The 19,510-nt window shown below is 40.6% G+C and carries 19 protein-coding genes, 1 pseudogene and 1 riboswitch; of the genes and pseudogenes, 4 read left to right on the top strand and 16 right to left on the bottom strand.

The genetic code is table 11. The annotated features are described in order from the left end of the window. Positions 1 to 3: 3 nt before the first annotated feature. The 11 genes and pseudogenes from U3A58_RS16855 to U3A58_RS16805 all read right to left on the bottom strand — a co-directional run bounded on the left by U3A58_RS16855 (position 4) and on the right by U3A58_RS16805 (position 11,691). Positions 4 to 1,308, bottom strand: a complete 1,305-nt coding sequence (locus U3A58_RS16855; protein WP_323825380.1) for an O-acetylhomoserine aminocarboxypropyltransferase/cysteine synthase family protein — start codon at positions 1,306 to 1,308, stop codon at positions 4 to 6. A gap of 168 nt (positions 1,309 to 1,476) precedes the next feature. Continuing rightward, positions 1,477 to 1,585: riboswitch (SAM riboswitch) on the bottom strand. A 92-nt stretch (positions 1,586 to 1,677) separates the two neighbouring features. After that, entirely contained in the window at positions 1,678 to 2,325 is a 648-nt protein-coding gene (locus U3A58_RS16850) for a carbonic anhydrase (protein ID WP_323825378.1), read from the bottom strand. Beyond that, on the bottom strand, positions 2,322 to 3,863 hold the full coding sequence (locus tag U3A58_RS16845) for a SulP family inorganic anion transporter (protein ID WP_323825376.1): 1,542 nt from the start codon (positions 3,861 to 3,863) through the stop codon (positions 2,322 to 2,324). Before U3A58_RS16845 ends, U3A58_RS16850 begins: the two co-directional genes overlap by 4 nt. A gap of 108 nt (positions 3,864 to 3,971) precedes the next feature. Beyond that, positions 3,972 to 5,306 carry an argininosuccinate lyase gene (gene argH / locus U3A58_RS16840; protein ID WP_323825374.1) on the bottom strand — a complete coding sequence of 445 codons (1,335 nt, stop codon included), beginning with the start codon at positions 5,304 to 5,306 and terminating at the stop codon, positions 3,972 to 3,974. A 2-nt stretch (positions 5,307 to 5,308) separates the two neighbouring features. Then, positions 5,309 to 6,388: a M20 family metallo-hydrolase gene (locus U3A58_RS16835; RefSeq protein WP_323825410.1), complete on the bottom strand. Its 1,080-nt coding sequence runs from the start codon at positions 6,386 to 6,388 to the stop codon at positions 5,309 to 5,311. 12 nt (positions 6,389 to 6,400) lie between these two features. Further along, on the bottom strand, positions 6,401 to 7,201 hold the full coding sequence (gene argB / locus U3A58_RS16830; RefSeq protein ID WP_323825372.1) for an acetylglutamate kinase: 801 nt from the start codon (positions 7,199 to 7,201) through the stop codon (positions 6,401 to 6,403). A gap of 15 nt (positions 7,202 to 7,216) precedes the next feature. After that, positions 7,217 to 8,188 (bottom strand): Rossmann-fold NAD(P)-binding domain-containing protein, encoded by a 972-nt coding sequence (locus tag U3A58_RS16825; protein WP_323825370.1) that lies wholly within the window; start codon positions 8,186 to 8,188, stop codon positions 7,217 to 7,219. A 105-nt stretch (positions 8,189 to 8,293) separates the two neighbouring features. Next, positions 8,294 to 8,514, bottom strand: a pseudogene (locus U3A58_RS16820) (aminotransferase class III-fold pyridoxal phosphate-dependent enzyme); the annotation flags it as partial. A gap of 178 nt (positions 8,515 to 8,692) precedes the next feature. Next, positions 8,693 to 9,661 carry an N-acetyl-gamma-glutamyl-phosphate reductase gene (gene argC, locus U3A58_RS16815; RefSeq protein ID WP_323825368.1) on the bottom strand — a complete coding sequence of 323 codons (969 nt, stop codon included), beginning with the start codon at positions 9,659 to 9,661 and terminating at the stop codon, positions 8,693 to 8,695. Next, positions 9,654 to 10,847: an argininosuccinate synthase gene (locus tag U3A58_RS16810; protein WP_323825366.1), complete on the bottom strand. Its 1,194-nt coding sequence runs from the start codon at positions 10,845 to 10,847 to the stop codon at positions 9,654 to 9,656. Before U3A58_RS16810 ends, argC begins: the two co-directional genes overlap by 8 nt. A 160-nt stretch (positions 10,848 to 11,007) precedes the next feature. Next, the gene (locus U3A58_RS16805; RefSeq protein WP_323825408.1) at positions 11,008 to 11,691 is read right to left on the bottom strand and encodes a GNAT family N-acetyltransferase; all 684 of its coding nucleotides are present in this window, start codon (positions 11,689 to 11,691) and stop codon (positions 11,008 to 11,010) included. A gap of 915 nt (positions 11,692 to 12,606) precedes the next feature. Between U3A58_RS16805 and U3A58_RS16800 the strand changes: the two genes are divergently transcribed. Further along, entirely contained in the window at positions 12,607 to 13,314 is a 708-nt protein-coding gene (locus tag U3A58_RS16800; RefSeq protein ID WP_323825364.1) for a DsbA family oxidoreductase, read from the top strand. A 421-nt stretch (positions 13,315 to 13,735) separates the two neighbouring features. Here the strand turns inward: U3A58_RS16800 and U3A58_RS16795 are convergent, their stop codons facing one another. Further along, on the bottom strand, positions 13,736 to 14,623 hold the full coding sequence (locus U3A58_RS16795; protein WP_323825362.1) for an SMP-30/gluconolactonase/LRE family protein: 888 nt from the start codon (positions 14,621 to 14,623) through the stop codon (positions 13,736 to 13,738). 36 nt (positions 14,624 to 14,659) lie between these two features. Continuing rightward, positions 14,660 to 15,538: a TolB-like translocation protein gene (locus U3A58_RS16790; RefSeq protein WP_323825360.1), complete on the bottom strand. Its 879-nt coding sequence runs from the start codon at positions 15,536 to 15,538 to the stop codon at positions 14,660 to 14,662. A gap of 245 nt (positions 15,539 to 15,783) precedes the next feature. Between U3A58_RS16790 and U3A58_RS16785 the strand changes: the two genes are divergently transcribed. After that, positions 15,784 to 16,089, top strand: coding sequence for a DUF2752 domain-containing protein (locus tag U3A58_RS16785; RefSeq protein WP_323825358.1), 306 nt, complete (start codon positions 15,784 to 15,786; stop codon positions 16,087 to 16,089). Further along, the gene (locus tag U3A58_RS16780; protein WP_323825356.1) at positions 16,082 to 16,462 is read left to right on the top strand and encodes a TM2 domain-containing protein; all 381 of its coding nucleotides are present in this window, start codon (positions 16,082 to 16,084) and stop codon (positions 16,460 to 16,462) included. The genes U3A58_RS16785 and U3A58_RS16780 overlap by 8 nt, the downstream gene beginning before the upstream one ends. A gap of 138 nt (positions 16,463 to 16,600) precedes the next feature. On the opposite strand, the gene U3A58_RS16775 is transcribed toward U3A58_RS16780, so the two are convergent. The 3 genes from U3A58_RS16775 to U3A58_RS16765 all read right to left on the bottom strand — a co-directional run bounded on the left by U3A58_RS16775 (position 16,601) and on the right by U3A58_RS16765 (position 18,920). Continuing rightward, a complete protein-coding gene (locus U3A58_RS16775) occupies positions 16,601 to 17,446 on the bottom strand; it encodes an alpha/beta hydrolase (RefSeq protein WP_323825354.1) in 846 nt (281 codons plus the stop codon). Positions 17,447 to 17,625: 179 nt separating this feature from the next. After that, the gene (locus U3A58_RS16770; RefSeq protein WP_323825352.1) at positions 17,626 to 18,081 is read right to left on the bottom strand and encodes a GNAT family N-acetyltransferase; all 456 of its coding nucleotides are present in this window, start codon (positions 18,079 to 18,081) and stop codon (positions 17,626 to 17,628) included. A 128-nt stretch (positions 18,082 to 18,209) separates the two neighbouring features. Beyond that, positions 18,210 to 18,920, bottom strand: coding sequence for a hypothetical protein (locus U3A58_RS16765; protein ID WP_323825351.1), 711 nt, complete (start codon positions 18,918 to 18,920; stop codon positions 18,210 to 18,212). 48 nt (positions 18,921 to 18,968) lie between these two features. Here U3A58_RS16765 and U3A58_RS16760 point away from each other — a divergent pair, with 48 nt between their 5' ends. Continuing rightward, a complete protein-coding gene (locus U3A58_RS16760) occupies positions 18,969 to 19,496 on the top strand; it encodes a HEAT repeat domain-containing protein (protein WP_323825349.1) in 528 nt (175 codons plus the stop codon). Positions 19,497 to 19,510: the final 14 nt, after the last annotated feature.

Below are 19,510 nucleotides of genomic sequence, written 5' to 3'. Positions count from 1 at the left end.
AACTTAGATTTTATCGAATGCTTGTTGCAAATCCGACTTAATATCTTCGATGTGTTCTATGCCACAGGAGATTCTCAATTGGGTGGGAGTGACACCGGCGGCTAGTTGCTCCTCATCTGAAAGCTGCTGGTGGGTAGTGGCTGCTGGCTGGATAATTAGCGTTTTGGCATCACCTACATTTGCCAAATGAGAAATCAATTCCAGATTATTTATCAAAGTTGAAGCTTGGTCTTTATCGCCTTTCAGCTCAAAGCTCAACACTCCTCCAAATCCATTTCTCAGGTATTTCTTAGCCAAATCATGGTATGGTGAGGAAGTCAATCCTGGGTAATTTACTTTTTGCACAGAAGGGTGAGCTTCTAGCCACTGTGCCAGAGCCAAGGTGTTTTCCACTGTTTTCTGCATTCTTAGTGACAGCGTTTCTATTCCTTGGAGTAGCAAGAAGGAATTGAAAGGGCTGATAGCAGGGCCAAAATCTCGAAGTCCTTCTACTCTTGCGCGTATGGCAAAGGCAATATTTGGAAGTCCCAATGGGTTATTCTCTCCAAAAACCTCCCAGAAATTCAAGCCATGATAGCCTTCAGATGGCTCAGAAAATTGTTTGAATTTACCGTTACCCCAGTTGAAGTTCCCTCCATCTACAATAATTCCACCGATAGAAGTACCATGTCCACCTATCCATTTGGTAGCTGAGGAAGTGACAATATTTGCTCCATGAGCGATAGGCTGACAAAGATATCCTCCTGCACCAAAGGTATTATCTACTATCAATGGAATGTGGTGCTTTTTGGCAACGGCTGCAATTGCTTCGAAGTCAGGAATATTGAATTCAGGATTTCCTATGGTCTCCAGATAGATTGCCTTGGTTTTCTCATCGATTAGTGATTCAAAATCAGCAGGTGTTTTTCCCTGGGCAAATCTAGCTTCAATACCGATTCTCTTGAATGAAACTTTAAATTGATTGAAAGTTCCTCCATATAGAAATGGACTTGATACGAAATTATCCCCTGCTTCCATGATATTGTTCAAAGCTAGAAATTGAGCGGCTTGACCTGAACCAGTGGCCACTGCTGCTACACCACCTTCTAATGCCGCTATTCTTTTTTCAAAAACATCCGTAGTAGGATTCATGATGCGGGTGTAAATATTCCCGAATTCCTTTAGACCAAAAAGATTGGCCCCATGTTCTGCTGAATTGAATACATAGGAGGTGGTTTGATAGATAGGAACTGCTCGAGAGTTAGTAGCAGTATCTGGCTCATGACCAGCATGAACTTGCAATGTGTCGAAGTGAAGGTTTTTAGACATGATTTTTTGGATTTATGGTTAGAAAAATTGTATTCAATAAAAAGCCTATAGGGGAATTATCCAGAATAGGCTGAAATAGACTCAACACAGGGATAAAGCAAGATGCTTTACCAAAGATACGGTTGAAATAGAGATTGGAGAAGTGTGACCTGAGTGCATCATAATTTGAACTTATAGTTCCAAAAGAGAATAGCTCTTTTGGCAGGAATTGGCACCTTGGACTTTCCAGGTTGCCAGAGGGTCTATGAGCCTGTCTCTCGCCTCTTCTTTATAAATCCGAGCACATAAAAGTGAAAGGATGCTGCAAATAAAGTGTCAACGAGTGGAAAATCAAAATATATTCTCACTCGCTGACTAAAAAATTTCGATTTATTTATCTAATTCTTCCAGTTCAAATCTGAAAATAGGATTGATCTTCTCAAAATCAGGCTCAATGTTTACTAATTCTTTGACCAACCCATCGTTCAAGCCATAGACCCAGCCATGGATTTTTGGAGCTGATCTATCTCTCCAGGCTTTCTGGATGATGGATGTCTTGATTAGGTCTTGGCATTGCTCCATTACATTGAATTCTACTAGGGCATTCACTTTGTCATCATGCTGTTCTTTGGCATCGATCTCCTTTTGGTAGAGTTTGTATACTTCTTTGATATTGAGCAGCCATTTGTTAATGATTCCAAAGCTTTTATTAGTCAATGCGGCCTCTATACCTCCGCAGCCATAATGACCACAGACGATGATATGTTCTACTTTAAGCACTGCCACTGCATATTCTAATACACTCAAGAGGTTCAGATCGGTATGCACCACCATATTTGCGATGTTTCGGTGCACAAATATTTCGCCCGGATCTGTGCCGGTGATTTGATTCGCAGGAACTCTGCTGTCAGAACATCCTATCCAAAGAAATTTTGGACTTTGTTGCTTGGCTAATCTTTCAAAAAACTTCTCATCGGTCTGCTTTTGATCGGCTGACCAGGATTTATTCTGAATCAATAATTTCTCGTAAGGGCTCATGTTTTTTCGTGAATTTTATAATTAAATCCTTTTATGGTAATAGTTATATTTTTATCTGAACTAGTTGAAATGAAATCATTTAAAACTTCTTGGATGTCATGATCTATAAACTGTGCTTTTTGTGCATTGATAATTACCTTGGAGTCTGACGGAATCCTTCCCAATTGCTTCATCAGTAATGCTTTATTCAGAAATGATACGTCTTTTTGAAGCTTCAATAAATAATTTCCATTCATTTCAGTAAGCGTTACCGCACCTATGAAATTGGTCTTCATCACAAAGTACAACCCAAAAACCATCCCTATTCCTATTCCTACCAAAAGATCTGTAAACAGAATAGCTACTACAGTTACTACGAAAGGAATAAATTGGTCCCAGCCATTCCTGTAGATATTCACGAAAATAGCGGGCTTGGCTAGCTTGTACCCCACAACAAATAAAACAGCTGCTAAGCAGCTTAGGGGAATCATATTTAGAATATTGGGTATAGATAAAACTAATATCATCAACAAAATTCCATGGAGAATAGCAGATAATTTTGTCTTTGCTCCAGAGGCAATATTTGCAGAACTTCTTACAATCACGGCTGTGATCGGTAGGCCACCTATTAATCCGGAAACGGTATTTCCCACGCCCTGAGCAAATAATTCCTTGCTTGGAGGTGTAGTTCTTTTCATGGGGTCGAGCTTGTCTGCAGCGTCAATACTCAGCAGTGTCTCGAGACTTCCGATGATGGCTATGGTAGCAGCTACAATCCAAAAAGTACTTTCGCCAATCATAGAAAAGTCTGGAAAGGTCAGCAATTCACCTAATTGCCCAAAATTATCCAAGACAGGAATGCTCACCAGATGATCCCCGCTTAGCTTCCATTCTGGCTTCCAAATGCCATAAAAATAATTGATAACTATCCCTGAAATAACTGCCCATAAAGCACCGGGAACAACGCCGAAGATTTTATGATTTTTGATTCTAGGCCTTTCAAAAAGGATCAGGATCCCCAACGCGAATAATACGATCGGTATGGCTCCTACGCTACTATATTTGAAGGCATACCAAATCTCAGAAAAGGTATTGTGATCATCAGTCTGTAGGAATGCTTGATCTCCCATCAAATCCACATCATAGCCGAGGGCATGTGGGATTTGCTTGAGTATAAGGATCAAGCCAATGGCAGTGAGCATTCCCTTGATTACAGAATGAGGAAAGTAATAGCCAATCACTCCGGCTTTAGCAAGACCCAAGGCTAGCTGTATCAACCCCGCTATGACAAGTGTACCAAGAAATAGAGGAAAAGTCCCCATGCTGTTGATTGAATCAAGTACAATCACTGTCAATCCCGCTGCAGGGCCACTTACACTTACATTTGATCCCGATAGGGATCCTATCACCATTCCGCCCACTATTCCCGCTATCAAACCTGACATTGGAGGTGCGCCACTTGCTATGGCAATCCCCAAACAAAGTGGTAAAGCCACCAGGAAAACAACGAGACTTGATTTTAAATCATATTTGAGATTACTTCCAAAAAGGGTATTCATTCTTGTGCTGGGTTTTAAAGGAAATGAGAATTTTATTCTCCTTTTCGTACAAAAATATATTATTGTGTGGAGTCTTTCTAATTAATCACATAAATCCTGCTGTTAACCTTATTTTAAAAGCTCTTCTAAGGAATGCTCTACGTCTATAAAATTAAATTGTTGAATAGATTTCAGCATTTTTTCTCTTATTTCCTTAAGATTCAGATTTCCTATACTCCCTTCGTGGGTATGCTTAAGGCTGCCTTGGTCTGGCGCAAAATTGTCTGATTCAATGTCTAGGCCGACTTGCTTGTATGCGTCTCTAAATGGCGCTCCTTTCAAAACCAAGTCATTTACGACCTCAACTGAAAATAGATGCTTGTAAAAAGGGTCTATCAGAATATTTTCTTTGACCTTGATAGATTTCAGCATAAAAGCACTCATACTCAGACAAGATTTCAGGCTTTCTAATGCCGGAAAAATCTCCTCTTTCAGCAATTGCAAATCTCTGTGATACCCTGTAGTAGTGTTGGTCAGTATCATCGAGACAGCCGTTGGGACAGCTTGGATTTGATTGGTTTTAGCTCTGATTAATTCAAAAACATCAGGATTCTTTTTATGTGGCATAATGCTGCTTCCGGTGGTCAAATCATCCGGAAAACTGATAAACGCAAAATGCTGATTCATGAAAATACACACATCGGCAGCCAATCTATTGAGCGTGCCAGCCATTCCAGCCATTGCAAAGGACAAATTGCGTTCAGTTTTTCCGCGACTGTTTTGGGCATTCAGCACATTGTGATGAAGATCAGCAAAACCAAGTAATTCAGTGGTCATCGTGCGATTTAATGGAAAACTCGAGCCATATCCGGCGGCAGAACCCAGCGGGTTTTTATTGGCCAAGTCAAACGCTGCCTTTAGCATTCCCATATCTTCTGATATGCCTTCGGCAATTGAACTAAACCAAAGCCCAAAGGAAGAGGGCATTGCAAGCTGCGTATGTGTATAACCTGGCATCAAATCACCTTTATGTTTCTCAGCCAACTCTATTAATAGGTCGAATAGTGCTGAGCTTTCTTCTACCAATTCACGGATAGCAGCCCGATAATAAAGTTTTAAATCGACCAAAACTTGATCATTTCGACTTCTACCGCTGTGAAGCTTTTTACCGACATCACCAAAACGCTCGGTAAGTAAAAACTCAACCTGGGAGTGCACATCTTCAACTCCAGGAGCAATTTCAAATTTTCCTTCCTGGATTTCAGAATAGATATCTTTCAGACCAAGCTGTAAGATTTCATTTTCCTCCGGAGTCAATAATCCGATAGTCGAAAGCATCTGTGCATGTGCCATTGAGCCTAAAACATCAAAAGGAGCTAATAAGATATCAAACGCGGGATCTCTACCGATGGTGAATGATTCAACTTCCTTTTTGCTACCAGTTTCTTTTTGCCAAAGTTTCATTTCTAATTTTTTTGTGTAAGCATATCAGCGTAGGTTACCAGGATCTTGATGTAGCCCTCTATTCCTTGCTGAATTTCGGTCAAATAAATAAATTCATCTGCAGAATGTGACCTAGCTGAGTCGCCAGGGCCGATTTTTATAGATGGGTAGGGGATCAAAGCCTGATCCGATAGGGAGGGACTTCCGTAGGTTTTCAATCCTAGCTGCTGACCTACTTTCAGGATCAAATGGCCATCCGGAACATGGGAAGGCTGTAGTCTCATGGAGCGAGGTGTAAGCTCTGCGCTAAGCGTACCTTGTAATTCTTCCAATGCTTCCTCTAAGGAATAGACATCTGTCACGCGTACATCCAGTACAAATTCACAAAGATCCGGAACTACATTATGCTGCTGGCCTGAGTGGATTACGGTGGCAGATACTTTCGTTTTGCCTAGGAATTGAGAGACTTTTTTGAATTCAAAATCTCGTACTTTCTGTAGGTCGTCTAATGCCAAGTAGATAGCATTTATACCTTCCTCACGAGCTGCATGTCCAGCTTTTCCTTGGGTTTTTGCATCGATTACCATCAGACCTTTTTCGGCAACGGCCAGATTCATCAATGTAGGTTCTCCCACGATAGCCAAATCACATGCAGGAAGCTGACCAATAAGGGATGAAATACCATTTTTACCTGAAATTTCCTCCTCTGCCGAGGCAATTAAGATCAGGTTAAAAGGAAGGTCCTGACCATAAAAATGGGTAAAGGCTACAATTAGACTTACTAGCGGTCCTCCGGCATCATTGCTTCCTAGTCCGTATAGTTTCCCGTCTTCCGTGATTGCGAGGAAAGGATCTTTGGTATATCCGGCGTTTGGTTTCACCGTGTCATGATGGGAATTCAGCCAGATTGTTGGCTTATTTTTATTAAAAGCAGCAGCGAATGCCCAGATGTTATTTCCTGATTTGTGGACTTCTACTTCTCTTGCAGTGAAAAATTCTTCTATTATGTCAGCAGTATAGTTTTCTTCCTTAGAATAGGATGGGATTTCTATTAATTGAGTAAGAAGCTGAACCGCATCATCATATAAATCCATAGTTAGCATCAAATTATTGCGTTAGTAGAGGTCATAGCGACTTCTCTCTATGGTTGTACCCGAAAGTTTACCTTTTGCTGCCAAATAGAGGTTTTCTGCTTTTCCAATCCAAACGTGGTTTACACCTTTTTCCAATGCTTCGAACGCATTGTCCAATTTTGGAATCATTCCTGAGTGAATTACACTTTCCTTACGAAGTTCTGCATAAATATCCTCATTGATCAGCGGTATGATAGAGTTTTCATTCTTCTCATCTATTAAAACCCCGCTTTTATTGAAGCAGAAATATAAATTAACCTGATGTTCTTTGGCTAGACTGGTGGCTAGGGAAGAGGCAATGCTATCTGCATTCGTGTTTAGCAGTTGCCCTTTGGCATCGTGGGTGATAGCATTCACCACAGGAAGCAAATCACCTGAAAGTAAATGATCAATCAGCTTAGTATTAACTTCTTGTATATCACCTACAAATCCATAGTCAATCCCTTTGACAGGACGCTTGATAGATCTGATAATATTCCCATCTGCACCACACATGCCTATTGCATTAACTTTAAGCGCTTGTAGTTTAGCTACTATGTTTTTATTGATCAGACCGGCGTACACCATGGTTACCACATCCAGTGTCTCTTGGTCAGTGATTCTTCTTCCGTCCACCATTTCAGGCATTACGCCCAAAGACTCCCCAAACCGGGAAGCCATGACACCCCCGCCATGAACAAGTATTTTATGTCCAGGGAATTTGGCGAAAAGTGCTAGAAACTCATCTAATTTTTCAGGAAAATCGATGACATTGCCGCCGATTTTGATGATGCTGATTTTCATAAATCAAGTTTACTTTTAGAACTGTTCGAGCAGGTGACTGATGACTGCTTGAGCAGCGTAAATTCTATTTTTTGCTTGCGCTTGGACTAACGAGCGCTTTCCGTCCAATATTTCGTCAGATAATTCTAAATTTCTACGTACGGGTAAGCAATGCATTACCCGTGCATTTTTAGCATGTTCCAGATGATTTTCTGTCAGCATCCAAGAGGCATCTGTGGAGATTATTTTCCCATAATCATTAAATGATGACCAGTTTTTAACATACACAAAATCAGCATTTTCAAGTGCTTTACTTTGATTATACTCAAGAGTAGCTCCCTTGGTGAATTCTTCATCCAATTCGTAACCTGCAGGATGAGTAATTGTTAGATCATGATCCATGCCAAGTGTCCATTCAGCAAAGGAATTAGCCACCGCATGCGGAATAGCCTTAATATGTGGACCCCAAGTCAATACTACCTTTGGCTTCTCCTGCCCAGACCAGTTTTCTCTGATCGTTACCTGATCTGCTAAACTTTGAAGCGGGTGCCTTGTGGCTGATTCTAGGCTTATTACGGGTATTCCAGAGTATTTGACAAACTGAGAAAACACAAAATCACTGCTGTCTTCCTCCTTATTTGTCAAAGAAGGAAAAGCTCGAATTGCCAGCAAGTCGAAGTACGAACCCAATACCGCCGCAGCATCTTTGATATGCTCTACAGTTCCACGGTTCATGATAGCTCCATCTTGCATCTCAAGAGCCCAGCCTTCCTTGTCCATATTCAGAAGGATAGGCTCCATTCCCAGGTTCATGGCTGCCAGCTGAGTAGAGACTCTTGTTCTCAGCGATGGATTCAAGAAAATGCATCCAATTCTTTTCCCTTGACCTTTTGTACTATCGAGGAGTGGATTTGACTTGTAAGAGATTGCACTTTCGATCAAATGATTGCCAAGATCGAGATTTTCAAATTTTGTAAAATGAATAAGTGGCGATTTGTCTGTGGCCATTAGTTCAGAGGGAAGGAGATTGACTTAAGATTTCTTTTTTGTGCGTTTAAAAACGAATTTAATTGATTCCACTCGATATTTAAAGGTGGCAACAGTCTTATCGTGTTCTTTTTGTATGGGAATTTGAACTGAATTAGAGTAGAATGCAATCTGATCTAACTGATCCTTGATTCGTTTTCGTAGTGTGGATGCGTATTGCCGATAGAAATCATAGCGTGACCGCCGTATAAGTCTAAATATTCTTGGCCATGCTTGTCGCAGAGTTTCGCGCCTTCAGCTTTTACAATGGTCACTTGGATCAGGGGATATACATCAAATAATTTCATAACGAATTACGAATTACGATTTTTGATTTACGGAGTTCTTATGAACCTCGCAAATCAATTTCAAGGTTGGAGAATAATGAATGCTGAATGATGAACACTAAATATTGAAGTGACCATCATTTAGTCTTAAATCTTGTGTCTAGCGTCTAAAGTCTGTAAATGTCTAGCTTCTTATATCTCAGAATGCTATACTTTTAAGATTCAAGCCCATCCTCTCCTCAAGCCCAAATGCCAAATTGTAATTCTGAATAGCCTGTCCGGATGCGCCCTTCAGTAGATTGTCAATGGCTGAATAAATCACCAATTGGCCTGCTTCTTTTTGCACATAAATGATACACTTATTCGTATTTACCGCTTGTTTCAAATCGATGTCAATATCAGAAACATGCGTAAAAGCTGCGTCTTTATAGAATTCCTTGTAAGCTTTTACAGCTTCTTCTGTAGTCCCTTCGAAAGGGAAATAGGCTGTAATCCAGATACCTCTAGGAAAATTACCACGGTAAGGAACGAAGAGCATTTCGGATGAAAAATCTGCATTTATCTGCTTAAAAGTCTGATTAATCTCTTTTAGGTGCTGGTGTGTAAATAGCTTATAGACAGATGTATTTGAAGATCTGTAGCTAAAGTGGGAAGTTTCGCCAAGTTTCTTTCCTGCACCGGTGCTTCCTGTTACTCCTGAGATTTGGATTGTGTCTTTTGCCCAGCCTTTTGCGATAGCAGGAAGCAAGGCCAATTGGATCCCAGTAGCAAAACAACCAGGATTTGCAATTTTCTTGGCAGTCTTGATTTTTACTGCATTCACTTCTGGAAGACCATAGGTAAAGCCATTTGATTCATCCCGGAAGTCCGTGGACAAATCAATCATTACTGTCTGAGGAGAAAAAGCATGCTGTTCCAGAAAACCTTTAGTCTGACCATGTGGCAAGCCTAGGAAAACAGCATCAATTCCTGTCGTTTGCACTTCATCTGTGAAAATCAAATCGCAGTCTCCGATCAGATCAGGATGAACTTCAAAAACCTTTTTGCCTTTCTGGCTATTGCTATGTACGTAGATCAGTTCGCAGGCAGGATGATGAACCAGCAGACGAAGTAATTCGCCTCCAGTATATCCTGCCGCGCCTATGATTGCTGTTTTGATTTTAGTCATTGTCAGAGTTTACCTTATGGAAAATCGACGTCTGGTTACCCAATATCCGGGTAAAGCCTTTCACATCTTCAGCTGTATATCCTTTGTTCATTTCGCCGTAGCTACCAAACTTGTTGGACATCAAATCATGTTCGGAATTGACTCCCAGTAAAGTAAAGCGATAAGGTTGAAGTAAAACCCGAACTTCACCACTAACGAATGTCTGAGTGCTGCCCATGAATTCTTCCAGATTTCTCATCACAGGATCCAGGTAATGTCCCTCGTGTAGGTGGTTACCATAGAATTCAGCCAACTGATTTTTCCAGAAGAGTTGCCACTTGGTAAGCGTGTGCTTCTCCAGCAATTGATGTCCCTTGATGATGATCAAAGGTGCTGCTGCTTCGAATCCCACGCGGCCTTTGATCCCAATGATCGTATCTCCCACGTGAATATCACGGCCGATTCCATAAGGTGCCGCCATGCTTTGAAGAATCTGAATAGCATCTACTGGATTATCATATCTTGTTTGATCAATTCCTTTTAGCTCGCCAGCGACAAACGTCAATTTGACTTCCTTCGGTTGGGTTTCCGTCACCTGGGTAGGCCAGGCATTTTCTGGAAGATATTCGGAGGAAGTAAGCGTTTCTTTTCCTCCCACGGAAGTGCCCCAAATTCCTTTGTTGATAGAATAAGCAGCTTTTTCAAAGTTCATAGCTACGCCGTGTTTTTTCAAATACTCGATCTCTTCAGCCCGACTCAATTTCAAATCACGGATAGGCGTGATGATCTCGATATCCGGAATGATAGTCTGGAAGATCATATCAAATCGGACCTGGTCATTTCCGGCACCGGTAGAACCATGCGCTACAGCCTTAGCACCTATTGACTTGGCATATTCGGCGAGTGATTTGGCCTGAAGGATACGCTCAGCGGATACAGATAAAGGATAGGTCTGATTCTTCAACACATTTCCAAACACGAGATACTTGATCACTTCATTGTAATAGGTTTCCATTACGTGAAGAATCTTAAAAGAAGCAACGCCTAATTTTTTTGCTCTCTCTTCCACATCTTTCAATTCTTCTTCAGAAAATCCTCCTGTGTTTACCAGAACTGCATGCACTTCATAGCCTAGTTCTTTGGAAAGATGCAAGGCACAAAATGTGGTATCCAAGCCTCCACTGTAGGCTAAAACTATTTTTTTCATGTGTTTATATTTTTCTTTCAAAGGTCATAACCTGTCCCATGACGAAGGAAACGGGATGGAATCTCGCATGAAGAATAATCATCCCACTGTGTGATGTTTTTCGTCATCCTCGATTTCATCGAAATATGGTTTTTGCTTCCAAAAAGGAAGAATTGATTTTTTATAAAAAGATGCTTGTGATGGTGTCCTTTGACTTATTCAATTTAAGCATCACGTATTTCTTTAATCTCACCCAGCGATCAAATAATTTGAGATCTTTTTTGAAATCCTCGCGTAGAGCCAACTCTTGGGTGTGATTTCTCTTTGAGTTGGGATCATAAAGCATCGCTGTGCAGAGACAGTTTTGCCTGTTTTTGCTCATCAATATCTCGTAATTGATGCAACTTTGGCAGCCTTTCCAAAACTCATTATCATCGGTAAGATCGGAGTAGGAGACTGGAATGTATCCAAGTTCAGAGTTGATTTTCATCACTGCAGCTCCCGTAGTCAATCCAAAAATATTGGAATCTGGATATTTAAGACGACTGAGTTTGAATACTTCATTCTTAATTTGGCGGGCAAGACCGTATTTTCTGAATTCAGGAGATACAATCAAACCAGAGTTTGCGACGTATTTACCATGTCCCCAAGCTTCAATGTAGCAGAAACCTGCCCATTTTCCCTCAGAGGTTAGTGCGATTACAGCCTTTCCTTCTTCCATCTTGGTCTCCACATAAGCAGGGCTACGCTTGGCTATACCTGTGCCACGTGCTTTCGCGGAATTTTCCATCTCCACGGTGATTTGAGTGGAGTAAACCTTGTGAGAAGCATTAGCTACAATAATCTGGAAAGAAATGTTATCCATTTGGGATTGCATGTGTTAATTCCGATGTAATCGGATGATTGGTAAATAAATCAAAGGGTAAAAGGGCGGGCAAATACTCCACATAGGAATACACTATTAATCGAAGGGTTAAACCCTATAGAAAAATCTACACGTCCTTAGCGGAGTGAAAAAAGCAATAGCAACAGCCTTCTGGGCTATGGAAGTAGCAGAAATGAAAGTTGGCGCTATGTGATTTACTTGTGTCATGCGAATTAGGGTGGCAAAATTCATTCCTTAGTAAGGAAAATGCAAGGGATTTACTAAAAATATTACTTGAAATACATGATTTTTATGGTATTCGCAATTATCGATCGTCTAGCTTGTCAGAATACGCTGGTACGGAATATTATTTGGTGCTTTATTAATTAATACGAAATCGAGCATGACACAAGCGTCACACAGTCGGATGATTATAAGACTTGCGAGATCCCATCCCGTTCCTTCTTCACGGGACAGGTTATGACCATTGAAAAACAATTATAATCAAATGAAAAAGTGTATATCTACTTTATGCCACTATCGAAGTAAAGCTAATGTAGTATTTTCCCACAGCAAATAATCCATTCATCATTTTCCGCCCATAGTCAGCCTCTAAGAAGCTATTCACTTATTAATTAATACAAACTGTGCCTTCTGTGCCCCGCGAACTTGGCGGTTAACACACTTTGAGAGAAAGTCACTTCACAGGATGTAGCTGAATATCCATACCACTAAGAGGATTATTGCTATCCAGGTGATCCATGGAGATCTCTGAGGGAACTCGAATTTACAGATTGGACAAATTTTGGCTTTGGAATCTATCTCCATTGCGCAGGAGGGACATTCTTTTGTTTTCACGGCTTGCTGAACTCTTTCGGCTTACTTTCTATTTTGTCCTAAGTAAAGACAATTGAAATGAAAATAGAAATTTGGTCGGACATAGCATGTCCTTTTTGCTACATCGGCAAAAGAAAAATAGAGAAGGCGATTGAAAAATTCCCTCAAAAAGACAAAATTCAGATCGAATGGAAAAGCTTTCAGCTAAACCCAGAGCAGATCACTCAGCCTGACAAGAGTTCAGAAGAATACCTGGCCGAAGTGAAAGGATGGTCTTCGGAACAAACCAAAGAGATCACGAACAATGTATCCAATATGGCTGCTCAGGAAGGTTTGGAATATCACCTGGACAAAACCGTGGTGGCAAACACACGAAAGGCTCATCGACTGCTGCATCTGGCTAAGTCAGCTGGTAAAGGCGATGAGATGAAAGAAAGCTTGCTAAAGGCTTACTTCACAGATGCGCTCAATATTGATGATGAAACCGTGTTGAACGAGATTGGGAAAAAAGTTGGGCTTTCAGAAGCAGAGGTACAGGAGGTACTTGATACAGACAAATTCGAAAGCCAGGTAGAGCAAGATATCTACGAATCCCGCCAGTTGGGTGTGAAGGGTGTCCCTTTCTTTGTGTTGGATAGAAAGTTTGGTATTTCTGGCGCTCAAGCTGATGAGGTCTTTGATCAGACACTGGAAAAAGCATGGGCTGAATATGAAAAAACAAACCCGAGTCTGGAAATTGCAGAAGGGGATGCTGAAACCTGTGATGTTGATGGGAGTAATTGCTAAGTAATTAATTGCGTAAGTATTATAGGGAAGGCTATCAGAATGCAATTTCTGGTAGCCTTTTATTTTTTTACCAACCCTTCTTTTTGAGGAACCTATTCCTTCAAAGTGTTTAATATTAGTGGATAGTTGAGTTTGAGACATTCTTTTTTCCAAGGCTTATCCATGATCTTTTTGAAGAGAAAAGAGGAGAGTTAGCCAAAAAAAATCCCGGAGAAGAAGCTTCTATATTGCTTCCTTTCCCAGATTTTTTTCTGAAAGTACCTTAACCTCTAAGAATACAGAGGATCACACTGAGTACACGGCTTAGTGATTTGTTGCGGAGATTGTAGGGTTGCGAGTTATCCTGCTTCTCCGGAAGCCAGATCTAATTTACAATTACATACCGATTTGTTAAGTAAAAACCTTGGTCGAGGATCACCATTTACCAAACCCCTCTGGCTTTCATTTGTAAAGTATAAACTGCATCTGAGGCTGTGATAAACAAGGTTTTTCTATCCAATGCACCGAAGACCACATTTGCAGTCCACTTTGCCGGAACAGGGATATGAGCAATCTGCTCTCCCTTGCGATCAAATACTGTTACGCCATCTCCTGTCAGATAGACATTTCCCCGCTCATCGATAGTCATTCCATCAGAGCCCATTTCACAGAAAAGTTCCTTATTTATCAAATAGCCATCTTCACGTATTTCGTATTTATAGGTTTTCTTGGCACCAATATCGGATACAAATAAGAACTTGCTATCGGAAGAACCCACTATTCCATTTGGCTGCACTAGGTCGTCAGCCACCTTGAATAATTCTGTCCTATCAGCGGATAAAAAGTAAACATCGTGACCTTCCTGCTCAGATTCCTTGCTTCGGTCTTCCCAATAGGGTCTAACGTAAAGTGGGTCGGTAAAATAAATACCACCTCGCGGACGTACCCAAAGATCATTTGGGCCATTTAATTTATTTCCTTTGAAAGCAGAGATCCATACTTCATGATTGCCATCAGTATCAAAAGCCCAAAGTTCATTTTTATTGTCCGCACATGCTACCAATGTGCCATCTAGCAAGAAATACATGCCATTGGATCTTCCAGCATCTTCTTTAAACACGCTGATTTCATTAGACAAGGCATTCCATTTATGGATTCTATTGTTTGGCTGATCGGTAAAGAATACATCTCCAAAGCGATTGACCGCAGGTCCTTCAGTAAAGGAAAAGCCATCCTGGACTTTTACTAATTCTTCATTTTTGGCAACGATGCCTTTTTTGTCTTCTATTTCTTGAGAAAATGCCTGTGTTCCTAGCAGAAGCACAGCCATAAGTAGAGTTGATTTAACAGGATTCATAGTGTATTATTATTTTCTGTTCATTACGACCACTAGCACATTTAGATCTTCGCTATAGGCCATTCGGGTGATATTTTGATGAGTACTAGATGTGATTTCACCCAGAGATGTCCATTCAGGGTCATTGTATTTTCGCATGAAAACCTCATTTCCTGAAGCCATCATCAAATGTTTTTTGTCCAGCCAAAGAAAATCCTGCGAATCCGAAATCCCCTCAAGATATACTTCTCTGTTTCCATTTTCAAAATCATAGCTCTTAATAATCCCTGCTTTGTGTTCTGAAGGCTGAGATAAATACGTGATTTCAGATGTCTTGGGACGTTTTTTTACAGATCGGGCTATTGCGGAATCAATTTCAATTATATCATTCCTCCCTCTGGCATATATCAGCTTATTGGGCTCTCCGAGGACAAACATAGCGGCTTTATTGTCATACCAATCGTAATAGCCCACCGGTTCTATATCATCGTAAAGTAGTTCTGCAGGCTCAAAATTGGTGGGATAAAGCCAGATTCTTTGCTTCTCATCCTCTTCCATCACCACCGCAGAGATGTACATCCCACAGTCAGTAATACTTGGTGAAAACTCACTACGATCTGAAGTTTTTGATAGGTTGGTGAATTTATCTGACTCGAAATTGTAAACAATGATATCGTGATTGCCATATTCATCCGCTGCTGAGAACACCACTTGGTACTCATTGATAAAACTAGGCTGATTATCATATTCAGGGCGATCAGTTAGGGTATGGGCAGTTTCGGTATGCAATTTCAGATTACCAGCCTTGCCACTTGTATTTATTACCCAAAGGTCTGTTTGAGCTTGCGCCTGAAGTGATAAAGTACCAGCTAAGAATAAAATGTAGCAAGTAGGGAGGCAGTATTTCATTTTTTACTTAAAATTGAAATGCCAAAATACAAAATGAAGATGAAATACAAGGACTCAATTGGGACGGAAAGAATTTTTAATGAACTGGTGTTTTTAGCTTGGGTTATTAGTTAAAGTAGAAATATTCTGTTCATTTCCGTACACATTGTTGTTCGATTACTTGGCAGAAGAATAGCAATACCTTCGAAATTCACCGTTTTAGGCTATGTTTGGGGTATGGCATCTTTTTCGTATTCAAACAGAACATGAAGGTAATAAACCAATGGATATCAAACCTGCCGGTAGAGCTGATCTTTTGGATCGGAAGCTTAGCTGCAGTTCTCCTCTTGGATCCTCATGGGGGGAGTCATTTAAGTCTCTGCCCATTGAGTCAACTGGGATTTGAATGGTGTCCGGGCTGTGGCCTTGGAAGATCAATGAGTCTTCTCGCAAGAGGGGAATTTCAAGCTTCCTGGGACATGCATCCGCTGGCTTTGCTGGCGTATGGGGTAATTAGCTCTCGAATCTGGCAACTTATTAAAAACTTAAAAACAACACACAATTATGGCTAATGTATTAAGACATCTTCCCGAACTGGAAGGAATGGAACTGGGTTATATCCAGGGTTTGATGAAAAACATGGATGAAGATCAGGCATCTCTTTTTGCACAGGTTTATCGTGCCAGAAGAAAAGATGCTCAGATGATATTGATATTGACCTTGCTGGGTTTCTTTGGTTTTGCTGGACTACATCGATTTATTCTGGGACAAATAGGCTTGGGAATTCTATATATTTTGACCCTTGGACTTTGCTTTATTGGTACCATAGTCGATTTGGTAAATTACAAAAGCTTGGCCTACGAGTACAATATCAAAGTAGCGCATGAAACTATGAATATGCTGAATGCGAACTACCCTGGAGATGTGACGAACACAAGTACCTGAGTATAATATTCACTAATGAGAGAGCCGGAAGAAATTCCGGCTTTTTTGTTTGGCTACCTAGTCGGATAATACAATTTTACTTTTGTGTCATTGCTTGCAACATGCACCTCATAAAGGATGAGATTTTGGTATAAAACCCTATTCAATCTTCACTTCGGGTTCTTTTTGCAAATATCCCAAGGATAGGAGGAAATCATCTGTTGCTTCTACAGTCTTTTTATAATTTTCAATTTGGGAGTAATTGAAAAAACCGTGGGTTTGGTCTTCGTAAAGTATCAAATCACATCTACTTCCCACTTTTTCCATGACCATCTGAAAGTATTGAGCTGTCACGATAGGAACAAGTGCATCTTTGGTACCCAATAAAAAAAGGGTAGGAGGTGCTCCAGCTTTGATGTTGTGTAGTGGAGAAAAGTCTTTGAATCGATCACTAATTCTTTCGAATCCATAACCCCCAGGACCATTATCTATAACAGGATTAAAAAGCACTAAAGCATTGGGGGCGGAACTGATGTTCAAATCATCCGTGCTTTCGTTAAATTTATCAATCAACCCTGTGGAAGCAGCTAAATGTGCGCCTGCAGAACCACCTGCTGCTATGATTTTATCTGGATCAATATTAAATTCATCTGCATTATTCCTTATATATCTCATGGCTGATTTAGCATCTTTCAGAGACTCAAATGGACTGGTTTGATGGTGATTTCGAGTTCGATAATCAACCAAATAACAAACCAATCCTCTTCTGGCAAAGTAATTTGCCTGATGCTCAAATTGCGCTCTGCTTCCAGAAACCCAACCTCCTCCAAAAAAGAAAACCAATGCAGGAGATTTTTCTGCAGGATTGATTTGCTCTGGATAATACACCTCCATATAAAGTTGGGTAGTATCCACTGTTTTGTACAGGATTAGCTCTTGAGCAAAAGAAAAAGAAGTGGGTACTAAAAAAATTGAAAAGTAAATTAGGCTGTAAATAGGTTTCATTATTATGAGATTTCAATATGTTCTTTCATATATGGTTTTACGGGAGCAATACTGTATCTAGGAGGTTCCGTTCTTGTTGCGTATTGGCTTTACTACCTTCTTTAAATAGATGGATGGCTTTTGGGTTTCAATTTTCAATGCCTTCACGTGTATTAAACCTCGCTCATAAGGAGTACCACTCAGTTCCAAATCTCAGCTGTCATTTCCACATGCTCTATACCGTCTTCCAAGTAATTCGCCCCAGCTACTTCAAATCCTAGGGATCTATAAAAGGAAAGGAGGTAAGATTGGGCGCCAATGCGAATTTTGCATGAACCAAACTCACCAGCTATAAACGAAAGGGAATCTTGCATCAGTTTTCTCCCTGCACCAGTTCCTCTGGCACTTTTGCCGCTCGCTACACGACCAATCGAAACTTCAGCAAATGAGATCCCAGCAGGCAATATTCTAGCGTATGCTACCAGTAGATCATCCTCCTTGATGATCACATGAAAAGCTAACGGGTCTTTATTGTCAGCATCTTGATAAATGCAATTCTGCTCTACCACAAAGACCTCATTGCGAAATCTAAGGATAGCATAAAGCTCTTCTATGCTGAGTTCTGCGAAAGGCTTGATTATCGTTACCCGGTCCATTGATTAACTTCTTAATTGAACTGTCCAATTTATAACATGATTTTCTGACATTAAAACAGTCGCCTAGAAATAGTGATTTTTAAGCTTGATCATTGAATTTGAACATTGAACATTTCTTTTTAGCATTCTCACCAGTTTTCCTCCTCATTTTCCCCAGGTAATTGTGAGCCGTCTAGTTGGTCAAAAAATGCTTGTCCCTTTTCAGACAGTGTCAAATGAATCACATTCAATTTTTCGTGAATGGATTGTAGTGTTTCAAAATCGGGCTGCTGCACATGGAAAGGAATACTGAGCAGGTTTTCCGATTTTTTGGGAAAAGGTGGTGGAGTTCCGCTACCGAAAAAGTAAGGCCAGAGGGTTTTGCTACAGCTGATACCCCAGGTAGAGATAGGATAATCAGCATTATATTGCTGCAATCTCTCATTGATTTCTTCAAAGAAGCGGTCACTTTCACCCAATCTTAACCGTGATCCCGCACGGGATTTTCCTTTAGTTTTGAGGTATTTGATCTGGCTTTTCCCCTGTTTTTGCCTCACCATATAGGCACGAAAAACTTTATGATCTAGCATTACGCCATTGTGAAAGTATCCCGTGACAGCTATGCCTGCACGGATCATCACTAAGGCAAGATGGAAATCATCTTTCGTGGTCAGAACTCCCGAAGCAGTTGGGGTGGTATTCCAGGGAAGGTTTACTCGGGCAAGCCAGGATTCATCATCTGAGATTACCCACTGCTGCTTTGCCATATCAAAGGCACCTTCTACTCCCATCTTTTCGCTGACCTCCAGAATTAGCTGGTACTTTTCGGGACTAATTAACTTAGGGTTGCCAGAAATCATAATGGGGGAGGCTTTTCGATTATCTTTGCACAAATAAACCTAAAAATCATGGACGAAGAAATCCAAAGCTTGATCAAGCGAATGAGCGATCCAAACGAAAAGGAAGCGTATTATTTTGCAGATAAACTGGGGAAAATTCTGGATGAAAGCGGAAGAGACACAGTCATAGAGTTGGTGAAAGGGGATAATTGGGAGATTTCCTACCTAGCTTGTAGAGCACTTTCCAAATCTTCTTTCAATGAAGAATCCCTCGATGCGACTTTTGAAGCGATTAGTGACAAGAAGAATCGAGCTCACCAAGGTGCGTTTGTTCAGATCTTAGAAGATTTTGATTTAAGTCTGCGCTTTGTAGATATTTTTAGGGTATTTCTATTCGGTAATTTCAAAGCTCAAACCCTAGCAAAAATGTACTTGGATGAGGTGGAATTTGACATGACGCCTCGTACCCTTCGGAAAGCCGAGAAGCACTGGAATCACTACCTTCACAACCCAGAGGATGAAGAAAGTTTACAATTGAAAAAACTGGAAGTAGAGCCCATCTTGCTGGAAATCAGAGAATTATTTTCTGAAGAATAAGCAACAATCGCCTG

Origin of the sequence: Algoriphagus persicinus (assembly GCF_035156415.1) — a bacterium.
Lineage (GTDB): Bacteria > Bacteroidota > Bacteroidia > Cytophagales > Cyclobacteriaceae > Algoriphagus > Algoriphagus persicinus.
This window is presented reverse-complemented; position numbering and strand designations above follow the sequence as displayed.